At 65.7% G+C, this 26,120-nt stretch carries 21 protein-coding genes and 1 tRNA gene; 11 read left to right on the top strand and 11 right to left on the bottom strand.

Annotation, left to right across the window (positions count from 1 at the left end):
- Window positions 1-34: 34 nt before the first annotated feature.
- The 3 genes from RHM57_RS04925 to RHM57_RS04915 all read right to left on the bottom strand — a co-directional run bounded on the left by RHM57_RS04925 (window position 35) and on the right by RHM57_RS04915 (window position 4,793).
- Entirely contained in the window at window positions 35-2,695 is a 2,661-nt protein-coding gene (locus RHM57_RS04925; protein WP_322136100.1) for a multicopper oxidase domain-containing protein, read from the bottom strand.
- Entirely contained in the window at window positions 2,692-3,843 is a 1,152-nt protein-coding gene (locus RHM57_RS04920) for a hypothetical protein (protein WP_322136101.1), read from the bottom strand. The genes RHM57_RS04925 and RHM57_RS04920 overlap by 4 nt, the downstream gene beginning before the upstream one ends.
- Before the next feature lie 338 nt (window positions 3,844-4,181).
- Window positions 4,182-4,793 carry an MBL fold metallo-hydrolase gene (locus RHM57_RS04915; protein WP_134558546.1) on the bottom strand — a complete coding sequence of 204 codons (612 nt, stop codon included), beginning with the start codon at window positions 4,791-4,793 and terminating at the stop codon, window positions 4,182-4,184.
- Between the two features lie 367 nt (window positions 4,794-5,160).
- On the opposite strand from RHM57_RS04915, the gene RHM57_RS04910 reads away from it, so the two are divergent.
- Entirely contained in the window at window positions 5,161-7,467 is a 2,307-nt protein-coding gene (locus RHM57_RS04910) for a putative bifunctional diguanylate cyclase/phosphodiesterase (RefSeq protein WP_322140741.1), read from the top strand.
- A gap of 134 nt (window positions 7,468-7,601) precedes the next feature.
- Here RHM57_RS04910 and RHM57_RS04905 read toward each other — a convergent pair whose 3' ends face one another.
- Window positions 7,602-8,156: a LysM domain-containing protein gene (locus RHM57_RS04905; protein WP_322189610.1), complete on the bottom strand. Its 555-nt coding sequence runs from the start codon at window positions 8,154-8,156 to the stop codon at window positions 7,602-7,604.
- A gap of 169 nt (window positions 8,157-8,325) precedes the next feature.
- Here RHM57_RS04905 and RHM57_RS04900 point away from each other — a divergent pair, with 169 nt between their 5' ends.
- From RHM57_RS04900 to RHM57_RS04885, 4 genes are all read left to right on the top strand, one after another.
- The gene (locus RHM57_RS04900) at window positions 8,326-9,288 is read left to right on the top strand and encodes a hypothetical protein (RefSeq protein WP_322140740.1); all 963 of its coding nucleotides are present in this window, start codon (window positions 8,326-8,328) and stop codon (window positions 9,286-9,288) included.
- A gap of 74 nt (window positions 9,289-9,362) precedes the next feature.
- Complete coding sequence (gene pdxY, locus RHM57_RS04895) at window positions 9,363-10,214, top strand: pyridoxal kinase PdxY (protein WP_322140739.1); 852 nt, start codon at window positions 9,363-9,365, stop codon at window positions 10,212-10,214.
- 247 nt (window positions 10,215-10,461) lie between these two features.
- A complete protein-coding gene (locus RHM57_RS04890) occupies window positions 10,462-10,935 on the top strand; it encodes an SRPBCC family protein (protein ID WP_322136106.1) in 474 nt (157 codons plus the stop codon).
- Complete coding sequence (locus RHM57_RS04885; RefSeq protein ID WP_134450194.1) at window positions 10,932-11,258, top strand: ArsR/SmtB family transcription factor; 327 nt, start codon at window positions 10,932-10,934, stop codon at window positions 11,256-11,258. Before RHM57_RS04890 ends, RHM57_RS04885 begins: the two co-directional genes overlap by 4 nt.
- A gap of 115 nt (window positions 11,259-11,373) precedes the next feature.
- Here the strand turns inward: RHM57_RS04885 and RHM57_RS04880 are convergent, their stop codons facing one another.
- Window positions 11,374-12,045 carry a DUF4386 domain-containing protein gene (locus RHM57_RS04880; protein ID WP_322136107.1) on the bottom strand — a complete coding sequence of 224 codons (672 nt, stop codon included), beginning with the start codon at window positions 12,043-12,045 and terminating at the stop codon, window positions 11,374-11,376.
- A gap of 286 nt (window positions 12,046-12,331) precedes the next feature.
- Window positions 12,332-13,165, bottom strand: a complete 834-nt coding sequence (locus RHM57_RS04875; protein WP_134450270.1) for a helix-turn-helix transcriptional regulator — start codon at window positions 13,163-13,165, stop codon at window positions 12,332-12,334.
- Window positions 13,166-13,289: 124 nt separating this feature from the next.
- Between RHM57_RS04875 and RHM57_RS04870 the strand changes: the two genes are divergently transcribed.
- Together RHM57_RS04870 and RHM57_RS19540 are read left to right on the top strand one after the other, a co-directional pair.
- On the top strand, window positions 13,290-14,723 hold the full coding sequence (locus tag RHM57_RS04870; protein WP_322136108.1) for an MFS transporter: 1,434 nt from the start codon (window positions 13,290-13,292) through the stop codon (window positions 14,721-14,723).
- Window positions 14,720-15,154 (top strand): MBL fold metallo-hydrolase, encoded by a 435-nt coding sequence (locus RHM57_RS19540; RefSeq protein ID WP_369125143.1) that lies wholly within the window; start codon window positions 14,720-14,722, stop codon window positions 15,152-15,154. Before RHM57_RS04870 ends, RHM57_RS19540 begins: the two co-directional genes overlap by 4 nt.
- A 66-nt stretch (window positions 15,155-15,220) precedes the next feature.
- On the opposite strand, the gene RHM57_RS04860 is transcribed toward RHM57_RS19540, so the two are convergent.
- The 3 genes from RHM57_RS04860 to RHM57_RS04850 form a co-directional block, all read right to left on the bottom strand.
- Window positions 15,221-16,516: a hypothetical protein gene (locus tag RHM57_RS04860; RefSeq protein WP_322136110.1), complete on the bottom strand. Its 1,296-nt coding sequence runs from the start codon at window positions 16,514-16,516 to the stop codon at window positions 15,221-15,223.
- 68 nt (window positions 16,517-16,584) lie between these two features.
- The gene (locus RHM57_RS04855; RefSeq protein WP_322140737.1) at window positions 16,585-17,157 is read right to left on the bottom strand and encodes a sigma-70 family RNA polymerase sigma factor; all 573 of its coding nucleotides are present in this window, start codon (window positions 17,155-17,157) and stop codon (window positions 16,585-16,587) included.
- 64 nt (window positions 17,158-17,221) lie between these two features.
- The gene (locus RHM57_RS04850; RefSeq protein WP_134558554.1) at window positions 17,222-18,625 is read right to left on the bottom strand and encodes a sugar porter family MFS transporter; all 1,404 of its coding nucleotides are present in this window, start codon (window positions 18,623-18,625) and stop codon (window positions 17,222-17,224) included.
- A gap of 316 nt (window positions 18,626-18,941) precedes the next feature.
- On the opposite strand from RHM57_RS04850, the gene RHM57_RS04845 reads away from it, so the two are divergent.
- From RHM57_RS04845 to RHM57_RS04830, 4 genes are all read left to right on the top strand, one after another.
- Entirely contained in the window at window positions 18,942-19,109 is a 168-nt protein-coding gene (locus RHM57_RS04845) for a hypothetical protein (protein ID WP_198413402.1), read from the top strand.
- Window positions 19,110-19,140: 31 nt separating this feature from the next.
- A complete protein-coding gene (locus RHM57_RS04840; RefSeq protein ID WP_322136113.1) occupies window positions 19,141-21,042 on the top strand; it encodes an ABC transporter ATP-binding protein in 1,902 nt (633 codons plus the stop codon).
- 145 nt (window positions 21,043-21,187) lie between these two features.
- Window positions 21,188-22,786: an MFS transporter gene (locus tag RHM57_RS04835; protein WP_322140736.1), complete on the top strand. Its 1,599-nt coding sequence runs from the start codon at window positions 21,188-21,190 to the stop codon at window positions 22,784-22,786.
- 394 nt (window positions 22,787-23,180) lie between these two features.
- Window positions 23,181-24,794 carry a phospholipase D family protein gene (locus RHM57_RS04830; protein WP_166791034.1) on the top strand — a complete coding sequence of 538 codons (1,614 nt, stop codon included), beginning with the start codon at window positions 23,181-23,183 and terminating at the stop codon, window positions 24,792-24,794.
- A 129-nt stretch (window positions 24,795-24,923) separates the two neighbouring features.
- On the opposite strand, the gene RHM57_RS04825 is transcribed toward RHM57_RS04830, so the two are convergent.
- Window positions 24,924-25,580 carry a histidine phosphatase family protein gene (locus RHM57_RS04825; RefSeq protein WP_322140734.1) on the bottom strand — a complete coding sequence of 219 codons (657 nt, stop codon included), beginning with the start codon at window positions 25,578-25,580 and terminating at the stop codon, window positions 24,924-24,926.
- A gap of 435 nt (window positions 25,581-26,015) precedes the next feature.
- Window positions 26,016-26,092 (bottom strand) — tRNA-Pro (locus RHM57_RS04820).
- Window positions 26,093-26,120 lie beyond the last annotated feature (28 nt).

Here is a 26,120-nt window from a genome sequence, read left to right as displayed (position 1 = left end):
CCCGCAGCCTGCGTCACGGTGTTCGGCGACTCACTCACGGCAACACCTCAAAGATGCCGCGCGCGCCCTTCTCGGCGTCCGACATGACGTGGCTCACGAACGGATAGTGCCCAGCCTCGGAGAAGGACAGCTCCACGAATCCGCCCTGCGCGGCGGCCAGATCGAGCACTTGCGAGCCACCCGTCCCGGTGCTGCCGCCGTCCTTGAGCGGGTAGTCGCCCTCCTTATAGACGGTATGGAACTGGCCGCCGACGATGTGGAAGGCGCTGCCCACGTTCGGGCCGGCATCCAGCACCCAGACCCGCACGGTCTCGCCGACACGGGCCGGAAGCGGACGGGCGGCGTACTGGTTGGAGTAGCCGTTGAAGACCATCAGGTCCGGGGTCTGCGCCTTGACCTTGACGGCGTCGACCTCGCCGCCCTGCGCGCCGAGGTAGAGCTCGGACTGCACCAGAAGGTACTCGCGGTCCACGTCGGCCAGGCCGGGCGGGTCGATGATCACGGCACCGAACATGCCGTTCGCGATGTGCACCGACATGGGCATTGTGGAGCAGTGATAGAGCCAGATGCCCGACCGGGTGGCGGTGAACGTGTAGACCAGGCTCTCACCGGGCTGGATGGTGCGCATCACGGCGTCGGGGGCGACGGCGCCTGCGTGGAAGTCGATGGAGTGCCCGACCGTGCCCTTGTTCACCAGGGTGATTTCGAACACGTCGCCCACCCTGCCGCGCAGTGTGGGGCCGGGCGCGGTGCCGTTGAAGGTCCAGAGCAACTGGGTGACACCGGGGGCCACCTCGGTTTCCACATTGCGCACGACCAAGGTACGGCGATGCACCGTGGCGTCTGGAGCGGGCGGCAGCACGGCATCGTGCGCCTCGAAATTCGCGTCGGGTACGGCCGAGGGGTCGATGTCGGCGGCCGCAGAGGTTCCGGTCGCGGCCGCGTCCTGGCCGGTGTGACTGCCGTCCGCGGACATGCCCGCCATGCCGCCCATCGAGGTGCTGTCGCCGGTGGCGGATGCGCCCGCGTCGCCCACCGCGACGATGCTGATCTCCATGCCCAGCAGCCGGTGTCCGGCGATCGAGCACCAGCCGTCCACGCTCGCGCCGATCACGCCAACGGCCACGGTCGTGGTGGTGCCCGGGTCAAGTGACCCCGACACAAGGCCGGACTCCAGCACCAGGTTGTGCGCCATGTCGTCGCTATTGGTGAGGGTGATCCTAAGTGCGTCGCCGAGCGGCACCTCGATGCGGTCGGGCACAAAGCGGGTGTGCACCATGTCCACGGCGACCGTGGTGGTGTGACCGGTCGCGGCAGCGGTTCCAGAGGAGCCCGCGGCCTGGGTCGACACCGCCGACAGTTCCACCGAGGCCGGGTCGACAACGATGCCCACGGTCACCGTGAGGAGCAGCACGCTCGCGGCCGCGAGCATCCGCCCGGTGCTGCGCGGTCGCGGGCCCGCCACCGGCCGTTCGCCCGGCGCCACGCGCACGAGCGGCAGGGCGCGCACCCGCCGGTTCGCGCGAAGGGCCCGGGTGAACAGCACCAGGAAGCTGGCCAGGGTCGCCACGATCAGCATCGACAACGCCACGGTGAGGGTGCTGGAGACCGGCAGCAGCGACAGGAGGAGGGCGCCGTTGACGACCACGACCCGGAACAAGCCGCCGCGATCGAGCTCGGCGGCGGTGGCTTTCAGGGCGGCCGGGCCGCCACCGAGCACGACGGGCACGAGGTGACTGAGGGCGCCGAGCAGGATCTGGGCGGCGAAGCCGATTGCGAAGTACGGCACCAGGGTTTCCACGCCGGCGGCCGCGACCGTCCAGCTGGGGGCGATCGCCACCCGCAGGCCGAACCCGAGGGTGCAGAGCGCGAACCAGATCTGCGCGGAGCCCAGGCTCCAGGCTGCGAAGGTCACGGCGGGCGCCCGGCGCAGGTGACCGACACCCTCCCAGAGCATGCGGCCGAGGGCCACCAGGTAGACCAGAACACCGAGTGCAACGACGAGGCGCAGGTCGGCAAGGCAGCCCAGCCCGACGAGAACCAGGCCACCCACCAGCACCGACAAGGTGCTGCCGGCCGCCACTGTGGCACCCGCGATTCGGGTGTGCAAGACGGTCGGCCAGAGCAGCGCGACGGTGCCGATCACGGTGAGGCCGACCCAGCCGAGCAGGTTGAACGCGAGGTGACCGATGAACAGGCGTTCGTAGTCTTCGCCTCCCCCGTCGAGCCGGGCCATCAGGATGCCCAGAGTCACGCCGGCGGCGAGCATCACCGCGCTCGCCACGTAGTAGCGCACCAGCGGGGCGAACCGGCCCGGCATCGCACCACGGGTCTGACCCACGATGACGGCGGCGTGGGCCAACGCGTTCAGGCCCACCAGGATGCCGCCGACCAGCACGAGCGGATACCCGCCGATGACAATGCCCGTCATCACCGCGATGGCGCCGACGGTGTGCGCACTCAACCGTAGCCCGAGCGAGAGACGATGGCCGAGGGCCTTGCGGCGCAGCAGCGTGTCGGCGAAGTGCTGGCTCCAGATCAGGATGGCCGTGCTCACCGCGCCGAGGAGCAGCAGGTGCACGAGCAGCCAGCCCGACGAGGGCAGTTGGCGGTGCACCACGGTGAGGATCACCGCGGCAGCCAGCCACGCGGGCACCAGGCTGCCCGAGACGATGTGCCAGAGCTTGTCTTTCACAGCAGCGACCTCCCCAGGGGCGGTGCTGACGGGGCCGCAGTGCTGCGCGGTGTTGTCCGCACGGGCAGCACAGTGGTTCCGCGCAGAACCGAGACTGCCGCAATCGCCACGAACAGCAGCACCGCGACGATGTTGAACACTCCGCCCCACTGCACCAGCACGGGCCGGCCATAGGTGTCGCCGAGGAGTACCCGCACCAGAAGCGACACATGCAGCAGCGACGCCGGCAGGTACATGACCGGCCGATACGGCAATGGCCGGCGCAGCACGGCCGGCAGGATGGTGGGAGCATGCGCCATGATCATCGACATGACGAAGCCCAGGAACACGGCGTGCATCATGGCGTCGTAACCGGGGCCGGAGTAGACCGGACCCCGCAGCAACCAGATGCCGCCCACGACGGCGAGCCAGCCATACCCGGCCAGCAGGCACCAGGCCATGTAGCGGGGCGACCCGACCGAGCGCACCATGCGGGTGGCGATGTCGTGCCGGAACAGCCAGGCCACCAGCGCCAGCATCCCGGCACCGAGCAGGGGGTAGCCGGCGATCGGCCAGACCAGGGCGACGACCGAGCCGAAGCTGAGCGCGAGGCTGATGCCGAGCATCCACTGTTCGGCGCGCCGGTTGACGGTGGGCGAGATGCGGGACAGTTCGAGGCGTTCGCCGGCGATCGTGAGCACCAGGAAGAGAATGAGCAACGGTGCGAGCTGCGGGATGCCGATTCCGCGCAGCCAGAAGATCGTGGCCATGAGCCCGGCCAGGGCGCCGAGCACCTGTACGGCGGTGGAGACCGAGCCCTGCTTGCGCCAGATCTCGCTGTAGATTGCCAGCAACATGGTGGTGCCGGCGACCAAGGCGGCCTGGCCCACGACCACCGGCAGCGGTGAGATGAGCGCGATGCCGCCGGCACCGAGCAGGCCGGGCGAGAGATAGGCCCACGTGCGGCGGACGGCCACGGCCCGCTCGAGCACCACGACGGTGCCGACGAAGCCGAACACCATCAGCGGGCCGTGCACCTCCGTTAGTCGGGTGCTGTCGACGGGCGCCCAGAGGCCGAGCAGGAGCAGCGCGCCGTTGAGTCCGGCGAGCAGGGCGATGCCCCCGAGGAGCAGGAAGACCAGCCGGGCGGTGACAGGAGGCCGCTCCATCGGGCCGGTGCCCCGCGTAGCGCTGCCGGTTCGGCGAAGAGGGCTCGGCGTAGTCATCGGCGTGGGTCAGGTCAGGATAGCGTCGGGGTCAGATGGCGCGCGTGGGCGCTTCGGCCGATGCTTCATGGTCGGCAGGTTCGGCACGGCGACGGTCCGATGACAGGATGATCGGTTCGACGGTCACGGCTTCTCCTTCGGGCGGGTCGAATGACCCCAGAGTGCCATTATAGAGGACGAACATCCTTTTAATAGGATCGTGCCATAAGAGCGCTGGCTGCTACACGCGGCCGGCGAACGACACGGCGAAACCGATGACGCGGTCGCACACGGAGATCCCGCTAATCTGCGGTCCAGGACGTGTGCTCGTGCGTGATCCAGACGTGTTCAGGATGCAGCGAGCGAATCAGTCGCTGGCCTTCGGTCTCGGGGTTGTCCAGCTCGCCGAACCACACCGCGGTGTCTCCGGCGATGATTGTCGGACGCTCGCCGGTATCGACGACAACGATCTGTGAGCCGCGGGTGTGGCCCGGCGCCGGGAGGAGTCGAATCCCGGGAAGCAGGTCGAATTCTCCATCGACGGGTACATAGTGCACGCCGGGCGGGTCCACCCATTCTCGGATGGTGTAGTCGTCTTCGGTGCGGGCATCGTCAAGTTCCTGGCGCTGGACGTAGATGGGCGTGCCGGGGAAGAGGTGGTTGCCGCCACAGTGGTCGAAGTGAAGGTGTGTGTTGATGACGATGTCGACGCTCTCGAGGTCGAATGCCTGCGCCTTGAGAGAGTGGGGGCGAGGGTCGAGATCGGCCGCTGCGGGGTGGATCTCTGTGAAACCGGTGTCGACGAGCACCCTCGCATCGGGATGTTCGATGAGGTGCACGTAGACGGGCATTGGGTACCCCTCTGCGGTCAAGTCACCGACATGAATGGGCGTGATTGTGATGGGGGCGTTCATGACGCGTCTCCTTCGCGAGTAGCGGATGTTGTCGTTCGTTCAGCCCAGATTCCGACGTTCACAGCACCCAACCTAGAAGCTCTACGGTCCAGCGTGAAGGGCCATTTATTGACCAGTTGAGTGGACCATTCGCCAAGGTGAGCGTGTGTCTGTGGACTGGGGGCGCGGAGGCCTCGACCTTCGCGACTCCCCCAGTTTGGGGCGGTGACCTCGGGTCGACACCTCTTGAGGGGAATGTCACTCAATGGGTCGATAGATTGGTGGGAGTTCTAGGGGGGACTGTGGTTGATCGTTCGAGCGTCTGTCCTCGCGAACGCGACCTGTTCCGGAGCACTACCTCGAGTCTGCCTATTCCGGTGAGGCGCTGATGCGCGCGCGGATTCATACCGGACTGGTGTGGGCGATGGTCCTGGTCCTGGCCGCCAGCGTGGTCGGGCTGGCTGTGCATTGGGGCGGATGGGGCCCGGCAGGTGACGTCTGGTTCGAGCCGGTCCTTGTCGTCTCGGTAGGGCTGACGGACCTGTTACCCGTCGCAGTGTGCTGGATGGCTGTCGGAAGGGTCGGACTTCGGCGCCCGGAGGTTCTGCTCGCCGCGACCGCGATGACCGCCTACGTTGCTGGTGACTGTTACAGAGCCTGGGTAGAGGCCACGACCGGCTCGATTCCGTTCCCGTCGGTTGGCGACGTCCTGTATTCGCTGTTCTACCTGCTGATGCTGGCCGCTCTGATCGTTGCGGTGCGCCGCCACGTGCGGACGCTGGCATCGTCGGTCTGGCTGGACTGCGTGGTGGGGTCGCTCGGCGCAGCCGCGGTGCTGGCGATTCCGCTGAGCCCGGTGCTGGACTCGGCCCTGACCAGTTCATCGTGGTTGGCCACCGTGACGGCGATCTCCTTCCCACTCTTCGATCTGCTGCTCGTGGCCGCTATCGGCGGGATCGGCGCCTTGGGGGGCAGGCGGCTGGGAAGACGGTGGGTGTTGCTGTTCGTGGGCCTGCTGGTCTTTGCCGCGGCGGACGTGCTCTACGCGCTGCAGGTGAACGCCAACACCTATGTGCGCGGTACGCCGCTAGCCGCGGCCTGGGCGATCGGACTTGCCCTGTTGGCATTGTGGGTCGACGGTATGGAGCGAACTCATCCGGCCGCGGTACCCGAGACGAGCCCAGCGACCGGCAGGGCGGCACTGATGGTGCCGGTGGTGGCCACCGCCGCAGGGCTAGGGGTGCTCTTGGTGAGCAGCCGGGTGCCCTTGTCAACGTTTTCAGTCGCTCTTGCGGGGGCGACGTTGGTCGCGGCGACAGCTCGCACCCAGGTCGCCTTCCGTCAGGTCGCGTGGATGGCGCATCTGCGCCGCGTTGCCTCTGCAACGGACGACTTAACAGGCCTCCCGAACCGGCGGGCCCTCCACGTAGAGGGGCACGCGCGCTTGGTGGACCCGGAGCGTCGCCGCCAGTCGCTGCTGATGCTCGACCTGGATAAGTTCAAAGAGGTCAACGACAGCCTGGGCCACCACGCCGGAGACCAGCTGCTGGTCCAGGTCGGCGCCCGCCTGCGTGAGCACCTGCGGCCTGGGGACCTGCTGGCGCGTCTGGGCGGCGACGAGTTCGCGGTCCTGCTCGAGGATGCCGGCCACGCCGAGGCCATTGACGTGACCGTCAAGTTGCGCGCCGCGCTGGCCGAGCCATTCGCTCTGGAGGACATCACACTGCACACCAGTGTCAGCGTCGGTATCGCGCTCTTCCCGGACCACGGTCTGGACCTGAGCTCCTTGTTACGCACGGCCGATATCGCCATGTACAAGGCCAAAACATCGGGCCGTGGCCAGCACGTCTACAACACCGCCGACGACACCGACGCCACCACCCGGCTGAAGACGGTCGAGGAACTGCGAACCGCACTGACCACCGACCAGCTCGTGGTGCATTACCAGCCCAAGATCGACCTGGACACCGGCGAGGTCCACAACGTGGAGGCGCTGGTGCGCTGGGATCACCCCACCCGAGGCCTGCTCTACCCCGACGCGTTCCTGGCCTTGGTCGAAGAATCAGGATTGATGCGGACCCTGACCCGGGTCGTCCTTCAGGTCGCCCTGGACCAGGCGGCGGTGTGGCACGCCGAAGGCCGACCCCTCACGGTCGCAGTCAACCTCTCGGGCAGCACGCTGATCGACACCAGCCTGCCCGACGAGGTCGCAGCGATGCTGACGGTCCGTAACCTCCCGCCGGGTGCCCTCCAGCTGGAGATCACCGAGGAGTTCCTGATGGCCGACCGCGACCGGGCCCGGAGCATCCTGACCCGGCTGCGGAGCAGCGGTATCCAGATCTCCATCGACGACTTCGGCACCGGGTACAGCTCACTCTCCTACCTGCGCGATCTGCCCCTCGACGAGCTCAAGCTGGACCGCTCGTTCGTCTTCCCGATGGTCGACGACGCCCGGGCTGCAGCACTGGTCGCCTCCACGATTGGCCTGGCCCACAGCCTCGGCCTGCGGCTGGTTGCCGAAGGCGTCGAGACCAAGGCCGCTTACACCGAGCTCGTCCGCCTCGGCTGCGATCAAGCCCAGGGCTACTACATGTCCCGGCCCGTCCCCGCCGCCGAGCTCGACCTGTGGCTCAGCGCCCGAGACATCGCCGACGAGTTCACTGAGATGACTGGCCTGCTGCCTTCTCTCGACTGACCCAGTGCCATCGAGACCGACATCCCGCCAATCGTTCCCGCCGTCCGGCGAATCGAGAGCGCACGAATAGTCTCGACACTCGTGCCTCGGTTTGCGTGCGACCTCGGGTGGAACGCGGCACCGTTGGCCTTCGGTCACGTGTAGCCGCGGGTGCCGAATTGGAGTTTGTCTCCGGGGTGGATCGCGGACATCCCGACCTTGCCGCCGCCGAGGGTCTCGACTTGCTCGGGATAGACGCCGAAGCGAGTGGCGATCGTGCTCGCAGAGTCCCCGCTGACGACGGTGTAGGTGATCTTGCCCGAGCTGTCGATCGTCGTGGTACCTTCGGCGCCGTCAAACGGTCCTTGGTCTCGCGGCGTCGGATACTTCGACAGGTGCGAGGTCGCCGTCGGCGAGGGCGTGGCCGGCGGTGCAGGGATCGGCGCGGCGGCGCATCCGCTCAGCACGAGGAGCGCGAGCGCAATGCCGAGGACCTTCCAGGAGATCCGTGCCGGGCGCGGAGCCGGGACCTTCAGCGGTGTGTGCACCAGATGGATGCCCGTGTCAGAGAACGAGGCGGACGGTGCCGAGAACGGTGGTGCCGTCGCTTCCGAAGAGCGGAAACGGTCGAACCGCAGCCCGAATGCGCGGCCATGCGCTCTCTGCGACCGGTACGAAAGCACCAGGTCGGACTCCCCCGTAGTCTTCATGACCACCCCCATGACTAGTCAATGCCATCCGCGGGAAATTTACGACAAATTGCCCCTGATCGGGTCAGAAAATTTCACCGCGCCATATTCCGATCACGTGTCAGCATGTGCGCATACTGAATGTGAGCAGCTACCAGGATTCTGTAACAAATGGAGAAGGAGTCCAACTATGGGTGCACGCAGTTCCGGACGGGCACGCGCTCGCGACGTCCTCGCTGCGGTCGCAGTTTGGGTCCCCCTCGCCGCAGTCGTCACGACCTGGCTCATCTGGCGAGAAGAGCTTCCGACCGACCTGCCCCGCCAGTGGGGCAGCCATGGGGTCAGTTCGACGTGGCCGACGTGGATGGCAATCGCGCTCTTGGTCGTGGTCTGCTTAGCTTCGGCTCTCATCGCAACGTTCGCGTTGCGGGAGGGTGCGGCACCGACTCGCCGCAAGACATTCCTGTGGAGCGGCTTCGCGGCAGGGTTGGCAACCGGAGGCTGGCTGATGATCGCCGGATCAACGATCACGTCCGGTCCCGGCGCGGAACCGCAGGTCGGTGCGTGGCCACTGCTCCTCATGGCGTTGCTCGGGTACGGCCTGATTCCGTTCCTACTCGCGCACCGGTGGGTGGCTGCCGAACCCGAACATCATCCGGTGGAGGTCGTGCTTGGGCCGACAGAGATCGGTGCCTGGATCACCACAGTCACTGTTCCGTTGTTCGCGATCGTGAGCCTGGCACTGTTCGCCGCCGCAGCGGCATTGCTCATCCTCACAACCAGAGAGGGCGAGCCCGGGGCGGATGTCTTCGGTGCCGTGGTCCTTCTCCTTCTGGCCGTCCTCATGCTGGGGTTTGCCCGACTGCGGATCAGCGTGGACTGGCGCGGCCTGAAAGTCGTCACCTGGTTCCTGGGCATCGCACTGAAGACCATTCCGCTCACGGACATCGAGTCCGTGCACACCAATACGCTGGAACCGATGCACTGGGGAGGCTGGGGCTACCGATTCATGCCCGGGCGGTCAGCGATCATCCTCCGCACAGGACCAGGGGTCGTCGTCACCCTCACCAATGGGAAGCAGTTCGCACTCTCACTCAATGAGCCTGAAACACCTGCCGCGCTGCTGTCGACGCTGAGCACTTCCGCGAAGTAGCTGCGCCCGCCCACGGATTCCGGTGCAGAGCTTCCCGGCGGCCCTGGCTGCTCGTAGGGAGGAGGATTGGTGTCGTGAAGATTCTCTCGATTCAGTCGGCCGTCGCTTATGGCCACGTTGGCAACTCCGCAGCCGTGTTCCCCCTCCAGCGCATCGGGGTCGAAGTGCTGCCGGTCAACACGGTGAACTTCTCCAATCACACGGGATATGGCGCGTGGCGCGGATCCCTCATCGCACCCGAGGACGTGCACGATGTCATCCTCGGTATCGAAGAACGTGGTGTGCTCCCCCAGATCGACGTCGTGCTCTCGGGATACCAGGGCGGCACCGGGATCGGCGACGTCATCGTGGATGCGGTGCAGCGGGTGAAGGCGGCGAACCCGTCGGCCATCTACGCGTGTGACCCCGTGATGGGTAACGCGAAGTCCGGGTGCTTCGTGGCGCCCGAGATCCCCCACCTGCTTCGGGATCGCGTCGTCCCCGTGGCCGACATCATCACTCCGAACCAGTTCGAGCTGGGATTCCTCACCGGAACCGAGCCCTCGACGCTGGACTCCACACTCGCATCCGTCGACATCGCCCGGGCGATGGGACCGGACACCGTGCTCGTGACCAGCGTGGAACGCCCCGACCGCGAACCCGGCACCGTCGAGATGCTCGCCGTGGATGCTACGGGAGCGTGGATCGTGCAGACGCCCCATCTCCCTTTCAAAGCGAACGGATCGGGCGACGTCACCGCGGCGCTTTTCTCGGCGCACTACCGCGCGACAGGTGACGCTGCGGTGGCGCTGGAACGGACCGTGTCCAGCGTGTTCGATCTCCTCGAGCTGACCTACCAGTCAGGTGAGCGAGAACTGCAGCTCGTTCAGGCGCAAGAATCCTATGCGCACCCACGCATGCAGTTCACCGCCCAGCGCGTGCGATAACCGCTGGAGGCCCCGAAAGCGGCCAACACAGCAGCCGGTGGATGCGCGACGTGCAGAGCGAATAACGCGTCGCCTCCACAAAGCGCACCATCTGTCGGGCCGCTTCGTTTCAATGGCAACCGCGCTCTGAATTGTCCTCAGGACAGCAACACTCGGTTGCAACTTTTTGGTTGCAGTTTTTCTTCGCTTGTGCAACGCTTAGGTTGCAGTAATCAACTGAAGGACTAATCCACCGAAGGGATGCACCATGAGCACGAAGATCAACGAGTTGTCCGTTATCGATGCCGACAAGTTCACCGTCTCACGAACCATCACCATCGCAGCCCCCATCGAGAAGGTCTGGGCCGCCGTCACCGAGGCGCAGCACATCGCCCGCTGGTTTCCCGAGCACGCAACCCTGTCACCGCTCGCGGTCGGCACCACCGGCGTCTTCGGCTGGTCCGACCATGGCGACTTCCCGGTCCGCATCGAGGAGCTCGACCCGCCGCACATGATCGCCTACCGCTGGGGCAACAGCAACGCCGCCGCATCCACTCTCGAGTCGGGCGAGACCACCGTCTTCCGCTTCACCCTCGAAACAGTGGATGCCGGCACGCAACTCACGGTCGTCGAATCCGGTTTCGACGCCCTCCGTGACCCCGCCGCGAGCATGGACGGCAACCGCGGTGGCTGGGACTTCGAGCTGGACGAGTTGGTCGCCTACCTCGAAGGTTCCGAGTGACCGCGTCCACCCTCGTTCCCGTTTTCGCCGCCCTCGGCGATGACACGCGCTGGAGCATCCTGGCAGCCCTCGGCGGGGCGGACGCATCGGCGTCCGCCCTCGCCGAGGTCCTCCCCGTCTCGCGCCAGGCGATCGCCAAGCACCTGGCGGTGCTGCAGGACGTCGGACTGGTCGAGCCAGTGCGAGTGGGTCGCGAAGTCCGGTACCGGGTGCTGGGCAGCCAGCTCGCCGAGACCGCCCGGCGGCTCGACCTGATCGGGGCGCAGTGGGACCGCCGGCTGGCGACGATCAAGCAGATCGCGGAGGCGCTGGAGTCGGAGTAACGCACTCGATCCCGAGACCCGGCGACATCCCCGCGGAATCTGTTCCCGACGCTGCCGTCGTCTGTGCGCGTACCTCGGAATCCGAGACAGTGGCGACGGGAAGGACCCCGGTGAACTATCGAACAGCAGCGCTGAACAAGCTCCTCTTTTCCAGGGCCACGATGGCCTGGGGGCTGAACCCTCTGAAGATCAGCCAGATGCCGAGCGAGAACTCGAATACGGCAACGAGGAGCGCTGAGGCTCCCGCCAATGCGTCGTGTTGACCGATGAGCCCGGTGAATACGGCGAGATAGCTCGCAAGGAGTACGGGGGCTCCAACGATTCCGATCAGGGACAGGGCCCGGGGCACCAGACGGGACTGGAACAGCAAGATCCCCAGGAGCAGGTCACAGACGGCCGGCATGAAACTCTGACTCAAGAGGAAGATGCGATCGTACAGGTAGGCGAGCGTGTGGCCGGCGACCACGACGTCTGTTCCAGTACCGCCCTGCCGTAATGCCACGATCGTCAGGATCACGGCAACGCCGAGCAAGATGGCGCTCGACTCCAGTATCCGTGCGGCCACCAGGCCCAGTGCGGCCGCTTCGTTCTGCTTCTTGAGCACGGGGAACAGAACGACGGCGGTGCCGATACCCGCGAGGGCGACAATGATCTCCGAGAGACCGCCGAGCAAGGCCCCGGTGTCCGGGCCGGGGCCAAGAACATAGTCCGCACCCTTTACCGGGCCGTACAGGACGAGGGACGGAATCGAGACGAAGGTGAGCACATAAAGGATGCCCGCGATCAACGAAGTCCTTCGATATGGGGAGCGAGCCGGGACGGTTGCGTGTTCGGTGGCCATGTTCGTTCCTCCACTTTTCGGTTTTCAGGTCGAGGCAGGTCGATCGGGCAACCACGATGGTCTCGACGGGATTCGCAAGATCCTGAGCTTCGTCAGCGTAGTCCCGCGTCCCCGCTGGGGATAGGAGCGCCCTCCAGTGGCCGTCCGAACCCCTTTGAGCGATGACAGCTACGACCCGGTGACGGATGATATGGACCTCACGCGACCGATGCTACGTGCCCACTCGCATCCGTCACTGGCTGAGTTGGGCGAGGAGTTGTAAGGCGTCGGCGTCGGGGGTGCCCGGCTGTGCCTGGTAGGTGAGGACGCGCAGGTTGGATTCAGCTGGCCGGAGGACGTCGAAGTCGAGGGTGAGCCGACCGACCAAGGGGTGGGCGAAAAGGTGTTGGCCATAGCTGAGGTCGTGCACGGGGTGCTCAGCCCAGATCCTGGCGAACGCGTCGCTGCGTTGTGCGAGCTCACCGATGACTCCGCTGAGTCGTTTGTCGTCGGGGCAGGTGCTCGACGAGTACCGGAGGAACCCAACGACTTCACGCGCCATGGTCTCTGAATCCTCGAACAGCTCGGGGCCAGCGCATCCGAGGAAGAAGCGCTGGGCGAAATTCGGACGGATGTCGTCCCGCTCGGTCGCGTCAAAGGGAAGGTCGTGGGCAAGTAGTAGGTGACCGAGCCTGTTCCAGGCGTAGATATCGTTGGCGTGATCGAAGACGATCGCAGGCCCGGGAAGGGCCGCGATGAGCCGCAAGATGCTCTGGCGCGGCCGTTCGGCTGGGACACCGATCGCACGCGCGTACGAGGGGCGCGCGAGGCGACGGAGGTGGAGTGCTTCATCGGGGTCGAGCCGCATGGCGCGAATGAGGGCTTCGATCACCTGATCAGATGCTCGCTCTGCATCCGCTGCCTGCTCGAGCCGGGTGTAATAGGCGACGCTCACGCCGACCAGCTGAGCGATCTCTTCTCGCCGCAGTCCGGGAACACGCCGCGCCCCATAGGCATTCACCCCAACCGCTTCCGGAGTCAGCGCGGCGCGGCGGCTGCGAAGGAAGTCCCCAAACTCTGTTGACATCATCCCAGTATGCGCGGTGCAGCGACCGGTCGGGAGGATCAGCCTGACCCTGCTGGTGGTACGCACACCGGGGGTCTGGCTGGTCATCACCGACAACGACAGGCTAGGGCAAATGCACTCACGTATGACCCGACACCAACTCGTCGCACTCCTGATCCTCCTTTCCTCGCAGTTCCTGCTCTCGGTGGACTTTTCGATTCTGAACGTCGCACTTCCGGAAATCGGGTCGGCATTGGGGTTTGCGTCCGCCGATGTGCAGTGGGTCGCGACGACGTTCGCGCTGTGCGCGGCGGGCTTCACGTTGTTGCTCGGGCGGCTGGGCGATTGGGTCGGACGTCGCCGGATGTTCGTCATCGGTATGGCAGTCCTCGCTGGAGCATCGCTCGTGGGCGGCTTCGCTGGCTCTCCCGCGGTTCTGCTCGTAGCGCGGGCGCTGCAGGGCTTGGCGACAGCGGCCGCGATGCCCGCCGCGCTCGCGCTGATCACCTCCATCTTCCCGGAGGGGCCGCTCCGACGCCGGGCACTCGGGCTGAGCAGCGTCCTCGCCTCGCTGGGATTCACTGCCGGCGCGGTGTTCGGCGGGATCTTGACGAACTACCTGTCCTGGCGGGCAGCGTTCCTCGTCAACGTCCCGATCGCCGCCGCAGTCGTTGTACTGGCGCTACTCATCATCCGCGAACCAACCAGAGAGCATCAGGCCCGCCTTGACGTGCGCGGTGCGGCGCTCATCACCACGGCGCTGATCACCCTGGTCTTCGCGATGTCCCGCTTCGGTGAGCACGGCGTCACGGACCCGAACGGCCTGATCTGTCTCGCCGCCAGCATTGTCCTGATCGTCTTCTTCATCCGCACCGAGCGACGCCACAGCGCCCCGCTGGTGCCCCTGAAGCTCCTGACACGGCCGAATATCCTCGCCGGTCACCTCATCGGCTTCGCATCGCTCGCGATGGAGACCGGCCTTGTGTTCCTGTCCACGATGTACTTCCAGCACGTGCTGGAACTCGACCCGCTCATCACCGGTCTGATCATCGGCTTGACAGGCGTCGGCGCTGTCGTCGGCGGCGTCATCGGGCCCCGCGTCGTCGGACGGCTGGGTATCCGCGGCGCGATGCTCCTTGGCCTCGGAACCCAGGCGCTGGCAACCGCCGCACTCGTCGCCGTGAACGACCACCCCGGATCGATCGCCCTCTACTCCGTGGTCGGCTTCATAGCCGCGATCGGTCATATGGTCGCCGTCGTCACATTCCTGGTTGCCGCGACGTCCGGTGTCGAACCGGGACAACAGGGCCTCGCGACCGGCTTGGTCACAATGACACAGCAGGTCGGCATGACCCTCGGCACCCCGATCGTGTCGGCGATCGCGACCGCTGCCGGCGGCCTCTCCAGCCTCCTCGCCCTACGCATCGGAATCGGCATCGACGCCCTCATCGTCGCCGCATTCATCGCGGTGGTCGCCATCGTCCTCCGACGAGTCAGCATCCGCCGTGCGCCAGGGTCACCGCTCGACGCACACCCCGACGCTCACTCCGAAGCAGAACAGGCGACAACCCTCTCGTGATCCTCCACAAGCACCCCCATCCCACGGTTCTCCCGCGAACAGAACGCACCTTTCTCCTCATCGACCCCGGCACGTTCACACCTGCTGCGCCTCGGCTGGTCGGCGGGACGTCCGCCGTCCTGGTCACACACGACCACCCCGACCACTTCGACGTCGACCTGCTCTCCGCGGCACTCGAGTCCCAGCGAGAGCTCCGGATCTGGGCGCCGGCAGACGTCGTGGCGCAGGTCCACAACAACGACGGCCGGGTTACGGTCGTCGCACCCGGGGACAGTGTCGATATCGATGGATTCCAGGTGGACGTCGTCGGAGGAACGCACGCGGTGATCCATCCGGACATGCCCGAGACTGACAACTCGGTCCTGCATCGAGACGATCGCGATCCTTGGATCCATGAGTGGTTCGTCAACCAACGCCGCGGTCGCCCGTGACACGACGCAGAGCAGCCTCTGCACGAACCGGCGAATGAAATAGTCGCCCGATGCGACTGTCATGGTCTAGAAGGCCCGGAAGTCCAGCTTCGATTCCGCGACGGCGAGAACCGACCAGGTGCCGCCCTCGGCATCCGTGAATGCGAACGCGGGAACCACCAGGACGCTCCCGTCCGGCTGCCACTGGGTGGTGAGACCTAGGCGTGCACTGACGATCTCGACCTTGTTCACCGGCCAGGAGACCGAGGTGCCGGCGACTGGTGTTGCCGGCGGCTCCGTCGGTGCCACCCACTCCTCGGTCGTCGACGCCTGATCGCGGAGGGCGATCGGCAGAGACGTCGCCGCTCCGCTGAACCGCGGGTCTGAGAGGCGTTCGAAGCCCTCTTGCTCGCTGACCACCGGGTACGTTCCCAGAGCGATGACGTCGGCGAGGGCACCGTTGGCGTTGACGACACCACCTTCGGCCATCTCCAAGGACCAGCCCTGGTCGACCTGCTGCCCGTCGATGACCGGTTTTGCCGTGACGGTTCGTGTGGGAGAGCCCTCCGACACCTGAGAGGTGAATTCGAACTCGGCGGGGTCCCGGCCGGCGGCGGCGAGGAGCGCACGAAGCGCTCCGATCGCGGCGTCTTCGCTCGGCGGCTGGCCGGTCGGCTCGCAGGCGCTGTCACCCTCGCACTTCCACGGGTTTATTTGCGGGTTCTGGAAGTAGAAGGACAGCATGCCGTCGAGACTCACGGACAGGCTCGGGGCGCTGCCATCCTGCGGGCCGGCGACCCAGCTGCCGTCCCGCAGTTCGGCTGGTGACCCGATGCCGAGCGCCGCGGCGAGCGCGGTGACCTTGTCTGAGCTGGATGCCGAACGAGGGTCGTAGGCGTAGGCCTGAGCTGTGCCCGCCTGTGTGCCAAGACCGGACGCGCTGAAGGCGTTCCGGCCGGATCCGTGGGGGTAGGTCGAGGAAGACATCTTCTGGTCGGTCGCGGCGCCAGAACCCACGGATGTCTCCATTCCGCCGTGCGCGACGCTGTCGGGGCGCCCATTGGACTGCAGAGTGATGGGCGGAGCAGCGCCGTCGGCCAGGCTCTTCGGCCCGCCTTCGCTCGCTCCGATCCCGTATCCCGCGGCACCGACGATCGCGATCGACGCCGCGACCGCGACGAACGGGAGCCAGCGCGGCCGTCGGCGTGCTCGTGCCGTCTCCAGGTCGGCCACGGGTGCCGATCCGGACATCGGTTCAGCCTCAGGGCCGGTCATCCGAGCGACGACCTCGTCGGCGAACCCGGCACGTGCCTCGATATCCCCCGCGGGGTCGGCGGCACGCAGCCGGGCGACCGGGTCTTGTTGTTTGTCGTCGTCGTTCATGTCAATCAGCCTCCGGGCTTTCGGTTCACCTGGTATATGTGCGCTCCGTGCCGCATCTTGCAGAAGCCCTAGAACGACATCCGCTCGCCCCAGGCTTCTCGCAATCGCTTGCGCGCACGCGACAGCGCGGCGTCCGCCCCGGATCGGGAGATACCGAGCACCTCGGCGAGCTCGGCTCCGTCCAGGCCCTCCCACGCGTGCAGAAGAAGGATCTGCCGGTCGCGCTCGCTCACGCTTGCCAGCGCGCCACGGAGTTCCGCATCGAACAGGCTGTTCAGCTCCGGATCGCCGTCGACTCGCGCCACGCCCGACTCGGGCACCTCGTCGACCGGAAGATCGATGTGCTTCCTGCGCGCATTCGCGAGCGTGAATCCCGCCGTGCGATACAGCCACGGCAGCACGGCCTCCCGGGGCACGTCGTTGCGTCGACGCCAGGCTGTCGCGAAGACCTCAGCGGCCAGGTCCTCGGCATCCTGACGCGGCCCGCGGCGGGCGAAATAGCGGATGAGCGCGGTCGAGTACTCGCGGACCATCACGGTGAACCAGTCCACATCGGCCGCAGTCGTGGGCGGGTCCGCACTGTCAGGCAGCGCCACTCCCTCGCTCCTGTCCGCGGTGGCTGGGGTGTCGGCGATGCTCACCTACTGAATATGTCGCATCCGCCGTAACTCTTGCACGCAGCGCCCGAATTTTCGGAGAACATCGTCACCTTCCTGCCCTCTCGTAAGAAGCGAAAGCTTTCTGGGTCGGAATACTTTTGGTTTCGATGTCCTCCAACGTGCGGCCACGAGTTTCGGGGACACGAGTCCGAATGAAGATGACACCAAGAATGCAAATGGCACCAAAGATCGCGAACACCGCGTCCTGGCTCATCAGTGCGGTCATGATCGGGAACAAGAGACCGACAGCGAACGATCCGATCCAGTTGAAGGACGATGCGATACCAGAGGCCCTGCCGCGAATCGCCATTGGGAAGATCTCTCCAACGATCACCCAGGTGAGTGGGGCCCACGTGAACGAATAGGCTGCCACGTAGATGCTCAAGAACACCACGATCATCATCGGGTTCGCGTCCTTCATCACGGTATTCAGTATCGCGGGCAGCAGGAAGGACACACCCATGATCGTGCCGCCCACGGTCAGCAAGAGGCGTCGGTTGAACTTGTCCGCGATCACCAGGAACAGCAATGAGCCGAGCACTAGGAGCACGCCCTGGATGATCGGCCACATCAGCGCCGAACTTGCCGCATTACCTGTGGCCTTTTCCACGATCAACGGGATGTAGTAGAAGATCGCGTTGGCACCTTGGAGCTGCTGGAACGCGGCGACACCGACACCCGCAATGACGAGATACCGGTACTTGCTGTCGAACAACGTTGCAAGTGAGGTATTGCCAGCCGCCTGCTTCTCGACTTGGGCCGTTTCTGTGATCGATCTGAGCTCGGCATCGACCTCGTCTGGGCGGCGAATGTAGCGAAGTACCGTGAGTGCCTCGTCTTCCTTGCCGACTTTCACCAGGAACCGGGGCGATTCGGGCAACCGCAACACGCCCAGATACAGAATCACAGCCGGCACTGCGGCCGTCGCGAGCATCACTCGCCACGCCCACGCTTCGGGCAGATCCTTCAGCAGGAAATCCAAGATGTATGAGATCAGCATGCCGGAGACAATCATTGTCTGATTCAGGCCGGACAAGCGTCCACGTAGCCGCGCGGGTGCAAGCTCGGACATGTACGCGGGAACCGATGCGGACGCCGCGCCGACCGCCAGCCCCAGGAAGATTCGGGCGATGACCAGATAGATGACACCATCCTCGGGTGCCAGGCCGCAGAGAATTGATCCGAGCATGAAGACGACCGCTGCGGCGAGAATCATCTTGCGCCGTCCGAATCGATCGGAAAGCTGTCCGGCCACAGCGCCACCGAAGATGGCGCCGAACATGACGCCAGAGGTTACCCAACCGATGATGGCGGCATCGTCAAGGCCCCAGTCGCTTTGCAGGAACGGGAGCGCCCCAGTCATGACTCCGATGTCGTAGCCGAAAAGGATGCCTCCGAATGATCCGAAGAAGTAGATGAACTTGCTGTCGATCTTTTTTTCTTTTTCCATTTTTCACTCCGAGTGAGGAACTAGTTTCAGCCCCGGTTGATCACTAGGAAGGATGGCTGGCCGGGACGTCGTCTCGGGCCTAGGCCGTTGTGCCATGAGTGCGTTCTCGGCGATGAAATGGAGCGCGGCACATTATGGTGTGCTCAGCTATTCCCTATCGCAGCTGTCCACTCTGACGCATGCCCTTCCCGGTTATGGGACTTGGATGCCACGCCAGTGGGCTCTTTGGCCGAAAGTGATCGCTAACATCAAGCTTTTTGTTAGCCTAGCTCACAAGATTTCAGCATCGTGCCGCTGACCGACTTGGGTCGAGGCGGTGGTTCGCCGACCGGGCCCGCTCCTTCGGCCCGGCCGCGGGGTCAGTCTCCGGCTGTTCCCCGGCTGGAACACCACCACGACCACCAACCACGATGACAACCGTCTTGACTTCCGCCTCGGAGCCGGCGCAGCGGAGAACAGCGAGCTGGGGCACGTCGCCATCTAAGCTGGGCCTTCTGCCCACGGAAGGAACCTCAATGAGCATGGAAAGCGCGGCCTGGAGCTCGCTGTACAAGATCTCTTCCGCCAGGGACGGCAAGAACGGCTTCTCCCGTGAGTCCGTTCGGCGGATCCTGACGTTCGCGGTGCCCTACCGGTCCAAGCTTCTGATCTTCATCACCCTCTCCATCGTGGGAGCTTTCCTCGCGGTCGCGACGCCGGTACTCGCCGGCAAGGTGGTCGACGTCATCGTCGCCCAGGGCGCGGTCACCACGATCGTTTGGATCGCAGTGGTCATCGCCCTCGTGGCCGTGGCCGACGCCGCCGTATCACTCGTGACGCGCTGGTACTCGGCGCGGATCGGCGAAGGCGTGATCCTGGACCTCCGCACTGCCGTCTTCAACCACGTGCAGAAGATGCCGATCGCGTTCTTCACCCGCACGCGGACGGGCGCCCTCGTGAGCCGCCTCAACAACGATGTGATCGGCGCTCAGCAGGCCTTTAGCGGCACGCTGTCCGGCGTGGTCACGAACCTCGTGGCGCTGACCCTCACCCTGATCGTCATGCTCAGCACGTCCTGGCTCGTGACGGTTCTCGCCGTGATCATGCTCCCCATCTTTCTGGTGCCCGCGCGCCGCATGGGCAGCCGCCTCGCCGCGCTGCGCCGCGAGGCCGCCGACCACAATTCCGCCATGAGTACGCAGATGACCGAGCGCTTCTCGGCGCCCGGCGCCACCCTCGTCAAGCTGTTCGGCCGGCCCGACGAGGAGGCCGAGGAGTTCCGCGTCCGCGCCGCCCGCGTCCGCGACATCGGGGTCCGGACCGCGATGCTGCAGTTCGTCTTCTTCACCGCACTGATGCTCGTCTCTGCTCTCGCTCTGGCGCTCGTGTACGGGCTCGGCGGCTCCCTCGCACTCGCCGGCCAGCTGAATACGGGTGACGTGGTCACCTTGGCGCTCCTCCTCACCCGCCTCTACGCGCCGCTCACCGGCCTGGCAAACGCACGGGTGGAGATCATGAGCGCGGTGGTCAGCTTCGAGCGCGTCTTCGAGGTGCTGGACCTCGAACCGCTCATCCAGGAGAAGCCCGACGCCGTCCCCATCCCCGAAGGCCCAGTGGCCGTCGAGTTCGACAACGTCCGCTTCGCCTACCCGTCCGCGGACAAAGTCTCCCTCGCCTCCCTCGAAGAGGTTTCCACGCTGGACACCCGCGGCGGCGAGGAGGTGCTGCACGGCGTGTCCTTCAGGATTGAGCCGGGGCAGACCGTTGCCCTCGTTGGTTCGTCCGGTGCCGGAAAGTCCACAATTGCGCAGCTCCTCTCGCGCCTGTATGACGTCGACAGCGGCGCCGTACGCCTCGCGGGGACGGATGTCCGCGATGTCACGTTCGTCTCCATGCGGCACAGCCTGGGCATGGTGACGCAGGACGGCCACCTGTTCCACGAGACCATCCTCTCCAATCTGCGCCTTGCGAGGCCGGAGGCGTCCGACGACGAGGTGTGGGACGCCGTCCGCCGTGCGCGGCTCGAGCCGCTTATCCGGTCGCTGCCGGACCAGCTGGACACCATGGTGGGAGAGCGTGGCTACCGGCTGTCCGGGGGTGAGCGCCAGCGGATGACCATCGCGAGACTCCTGCTCGCCCAGCCGCGCGTCGTCATCCTCGATGAGGCAACGGCGGCGCTGGACTCGACGTCTGAGGCCGCCGTGCAGGCGGCGCTCAGCGAGGCGCTCAAGGGACGGACGGCGATGGTGATCGCACACCGCCTCTCCACCATCCGCAACGCGGACCTGATCCTCGTGGTTGAGGACGGCTCGATCGTGGAGCGCGGTACGCACGAGGAACTGCTGGCTGTGGGTGGTCGGTACGAGGAATTACACCGGACCCAGTTCGCCGTGCAGAAGAATGTTGCGGCCGATGAGGAAGCGCTGAGCCGGACCTAGTCGCTGAGCTCGGCCGTGTCGGCACAGGGAAGGATCCGTATATCGCTGTGCTCATGCCTCGATCACACACGCATGTGTGCTTGTATGGTAGTGTGCAGACATCCCCGGAACGAGCCTGGGACCCTGAAGCAGAAGGCACAATGACGTGAGCCCCCTCATCGACAAATCGACCCCACGCGTGTACACGGCCCGACCCATCACGCTTGCCCGGAGCATCGGCTTCGGTGTCCTGGACCTCATGGGCGGCGGCTGGAACACCATCATCAGCGGCCTGATGCTGTACTTCTTCACGACCTACGGGGACGTCAGCGCCGTCCAAGCCGGCACGATCCTCTTCATCGCCCGCATCGTCGACGCGGTCGTCAGCCTCATCATCGGCCCGCTGACCGACAACTTCTATCGGACCCGCCTGGGCAAAAAGTTCGGCCGCCGCCACTTCTTCCTGCTCATCGGCGCACCCTTGCTCCTCGTCGTCTTCCCCCTGCTGTGGATCTCGCAACAGGGCTTCTGGTACTACCTGATCGTCTACCTGGCTGTTGAGATGATCATGGCGATGATTCTCATCCCGTGGGAGACCCTGCCCACCGAGATGACGGACAACTACAAGCTGCGGACGAAGCTCAGCTCAACCCGCATGTTCCTGTCGGCCACGGGCACCTTCCTCGTCTTCTTCATCCCGGCCCAGATCAAGGGGACGAACAACCCGAACGCCTACCTCATCACCGGTCTCATCTTCTCCGTGCTGTTCGCCGGCGCCGTCATCACGACGTACTTCACCACCTGGGAGCGCAAGCTCACCCCGGAGTTCCTCGCGGAGCTCGACGCCCAGCCCAAGGTGCCTGTCGGAAAGCTCATTACCGACAACCTCAAGGACTTCGGCTCGACGTTCAAGAACTCGAGCTTCCGCAAGCACCTGGCGATCTATCTCTTCTCCTTTACGGGCAAGGACATCTTCGCCACAGCGCTGACGTTCTTCGTCGTGTACGCCGTGCACGGCAGCGAGTCTTTCGGCCTCACCCTCCAGGCGCTGTCCATCATCGGGCTGCCGACCACGGTGCTCGCCGCATTCCTCATGATCCGCAAGGGCCCGCGCTACTTGTTTGCCATGTCCTACTCCGTGATCATCGCCTGCCTGCTCGCCCTCGGCGCGATCTACCTCATCCAGCCGTCCTCGACGATGGTGCTGCTCGTCATCGTCGGCCTCGCGTATCAGGCCGGACGATCCATCCTCGAGTTCACGCCGTGGAACGTCTTCCCGTTCATCCCCGACGTCGACCGGATTATGACCCGCCAGGACCGCGCCGGAATCTATGCCGCGGTGATGACCTTCGGCCGCAAGTCGACAGGCGCGGTCGCGACCCTCATCGTCTCGTGGTTCCTGGACCTGGGTGGATTCCTCAAGCCCGGCAGCGAGGGCGGCGTGCAGCTCGACGCCTCGTGCCTCAACTCCTGCCCCCTCGTTCAGAGCTCCGGCACCCAGCACGTCATCGCACTCGTCGTCATCGTCGGGCCGCTCGTCCTCATCGCTATCGCGTTCGCCATCTCACGGTTCATGTACCTCGACCCGCAGAACCACGCAGTTCTGCGCGCCGAGATCGACCGCCTCGAGGCCGGCGGCTCCAAGGACGAGGTCACCTCCGAGGCCCGTGTGGTCGTCGAGAAGCTGACCGGCCACCCGTACGAGTCGGCCTGGCCCGAGGACGCGATCTCCCCGACCGCCACGACCGTCTCCAACGGGGGCTGACCGGCACACCGGCTCGATGCCCCACACCCGTCGAGGGCCGCACGCACTAGGAGCGCTGAACCGTGACCGACACGTCGAGCAACACCGGCACCGCCAAGGAAGTTACGGACGTTCTTCCGCTTTCGCGGATGGAACGATTGAAAACGCTCGATCCTCGGCGCAAAGTGGAAGGTAGATCGGCGGGTCGGTGAGCCAGTCCATGTGCGAAATCCACGCGGCTGCTCCTGAAGGAGACATCACGGTCGTTTCATTGCCCGTTTGGCTGCATCAGATCCCCGGTGGAGGCACATCGGGATGGTTCCGGCAGCAGCACTTCCACGGATCCCTTATCCCACCCGAGGATGTGCAGGAGTGATCCTCGGCCTCGGATCGGTCGTGCCGTAAAGTGCATCGCGTGCGCACTGATCCGAGTACCTGGTTCCTCAGCCGGGCCGAGCGCGGAAACCTGTCCACGGACGTGCATGCGGGTAGTGCCGGATCGCCGGCCTGGTCGGAGGGCAACCTCGTGGTGCCCCTGGTGCATGGCACCACCTACTTCGCCCGGCTGCACGAGGAGTTGACGGCGTTGCAGGCGGGAGACCGCGTCTGGTTCACCGACTGGCGTGGCGATGCCGACGAGCGGATGCTGCCGGACGGGCCATCGATCGGCGATCTGCTCGCTGGACTGGCCCGCTCGGGAGTGGAAGTGCGCGGCCTCGTCTGGAGATCCCACGGGGAAAGCGTGTCGGCCCCGATGAGCGGCCGCTCCAACGAACGGCTGGGTCGCGAGATCAACGAGGCTGGCGGCGAGGTGCTGCTGGACCAGCGCGTGCGCCTCTTCGGCTCGCATCACCAGAAGTTCTTCGTCATCCGCCGTCGGGACGACCCGTCGCGGGACATCGCGTTCGTCGGCGGACTCGACCTTTGCCACGGCCGCCGGGACGACGCCGGACACACGGGAGACCCGCAGGCGCTGGATATGGATCCGCGGTACGGCAAACGCCCGCCGTGGCACGATGCCTCCCTCGAACTGCACGGCCCCGTGGTGGCAGACCTACTGGCGGTGTTCGCCGAGCGATGGAACGACCCTCACCCACTGGACCGGCGCACGCCCTACCGGATGCTGCTACAGCGTCTCGCCCGCATGCCCCGGCACCCCAGGCCCCTGCCGGAATCCGCGCCACCACCGCCGCCGGCGGGCCCGCACGCCGTGCAGCTGCTGCGCACCTACGGTGTGAAGCGCCCACCGTTCCCGTTCGCGCCTGCCGGGGAGCGCAGCATTGCCCGCGCCTACGGGAAGGCCTTCGCCCGCGCGCGCTCGCTGATCTACATAGAGGACCAGTATCTGTGGTCCACGGAAGTCGCAGCCGCTCTCGCGGCGGCCCTCACACGCAACCCCGAGTTGACCCTGATCGTCGTCGTGCCCCGGTATCCCGACTCCGACGGGCGTCTCGCCGGGCCGGCAAGCCGGCTGGGCCAGTTGCGGGCACTCAGCATGCTCCGCCGCGCCGCGCCAGGCCGGGTCGGCGTTTTCGACCTCGAGAACGCCGCGGGCACTCCGATCTACGTGCACGCCAAGGTCTGCATCGTCGACGACACGTGGGTCACCTGTGGCTCGGACAACTTCAATCGCCGATCGTGGACCACCGACAGCGAGCTCACGTGCGCCGTCATCGATACCACCCCGGGCACCCCGGAAGCACCCGGCGCAGGGAACGGCCCCGATGCTTCCGGGCGTCTGGCCCGGGACCTCCGCCTGCAACTGTGGTCGGAACACCTGGGCCTGGACCCGGACGATCCCGCGCTCGGCGACCCCGCCGCCGCGCTCCGCCTGTGGAACACCACCGCCGACGGCCTCGACGACTGGCACGCAACCGGCCACCGCGCGACCCGCCCCACGGGACGAGTGCGCCACCACACTCCCGAACCGGTCACGCGCATCCAGCGGCTCTGGGCGGTCCCCATCGGGCGCTTCGTCATGGACCCGGATGGCCGGCCCCGCCCGTTGCGAGGTACCGCGCGCTTTTAGGCCGCGCAGTTCTAGGTCCGACGGTTTCGCCCAGGCAGCCGCATCCGCGAAATGTTCAACCTCGCTCACATGCCGGCGCACCAGCAGCCGGCACCGAATCGCAAGTCCTTGGGCAGCCTGAGTTGCGTCTTAGGACTCCGAGGGCACCAAGGGAAGTTCGGCTCCGTAGTTCCAAGACACGATGGCCGGCTGCTCACGGTAGAAGCTGAGCACGGAGACTGATCCAGCATCCAGGGTGATTTGAGCACCGAATCGAGGGGCCATCCTCAGGTACACGGCGGTGAGAATGCGCAGGAAATGGCCGTGCGCGATCAGGGCGACATTTCCCTCCTCCATGGCAGGCAGCACCCGCGTGAGCACCCGCGACGCGCGGGCGGCGACCTCCTCGACCGTCTCACCGGGCGTGTGACCACGAATCACGCCGTGGGTGAATGCGCTCCAGTTGTAGCCGAGTTCGCTGCGGATATCGCGCGTCGTACGCCCCTCGTACCCGCCGTAGTCCCACTCAATGAGAAGCGGATCAACCTCCGCTTGAAGGCCAGCGAGCTCAGCAGTGCGTCGCGCACGCTGCAGCGGCGAGGTCAGCACGAGGGAGAAATCGTAGCCGGCCACTAACCTGCCCGCGCCGCGGGCCAGTTCCTCTCCCCGGTCGGTGAGCGGAACATCCGTGAGTCCAGTGTGTTTACCCTCCTTCGACCACTCCGTCTCCCCATGGCGCAAGAGAATCAGCTTCCCTGACGGGTTATCCGGAGCGGGGTGGCTGGGCAGCGGCTCGTTCATGAACATACGGCAACAGTAGTATCACCCCCCGGTTTCGATGGAGGTTCTTGATTGATGGAAAGGCCAGCGTTCACCCCGCGGGCGTTCGAAACGGGTGGGGGAATGGGCATCCCAGCAATCACGCGGCTACGGCCGTTCATGGTGAGCGCAGACGACTCGGGAAGCGAAGAGATGCTCGCCCCCGGGAACCCCGGATGCCGCTCTCGACATGGACGTACTGCGCTCCCACGCGGGTGTGAGTTCTAGCGCTGCCCGTCGCGGCCGACCGAGAGGTCCACGAGACCTTCGACACGACCGCCCGGATGACCTCAGGAGCCTAGACGTTCCGTGGGCCTTTACGGTTTTAGCCGGGTGCCTCGATGAGACCGCTCGCGTAGCGCGGGGCTCTCGTTAAATCCTCTAACCAAAAAGTCCCGGAAACCCTTGAGTTTCCGGGACATTTGGTCGGGCTGACAGGATTTGAACCTGCGACCCCCTGACCCCCAGTCAGGTGCGCTACCAAGCTGCGCTACAGCCCGTCACCCTCCGCCAACACACTTCGAGAAG

The sequence above is a fragment of the Cryobacterium sp. 10S3 genome (assembly GCF_034344045.1).
GTDB lineage: Bacteria > Actinomycetota > Actinomycetes > Actinomycetales > Microbacteriaceae > Cryobacterium > Cryobacterium glucosi.
Note: the sequence above shows the minus strand (reverse complement) of the source record. Positions and strands in the feature narration are given on the sequence as shown.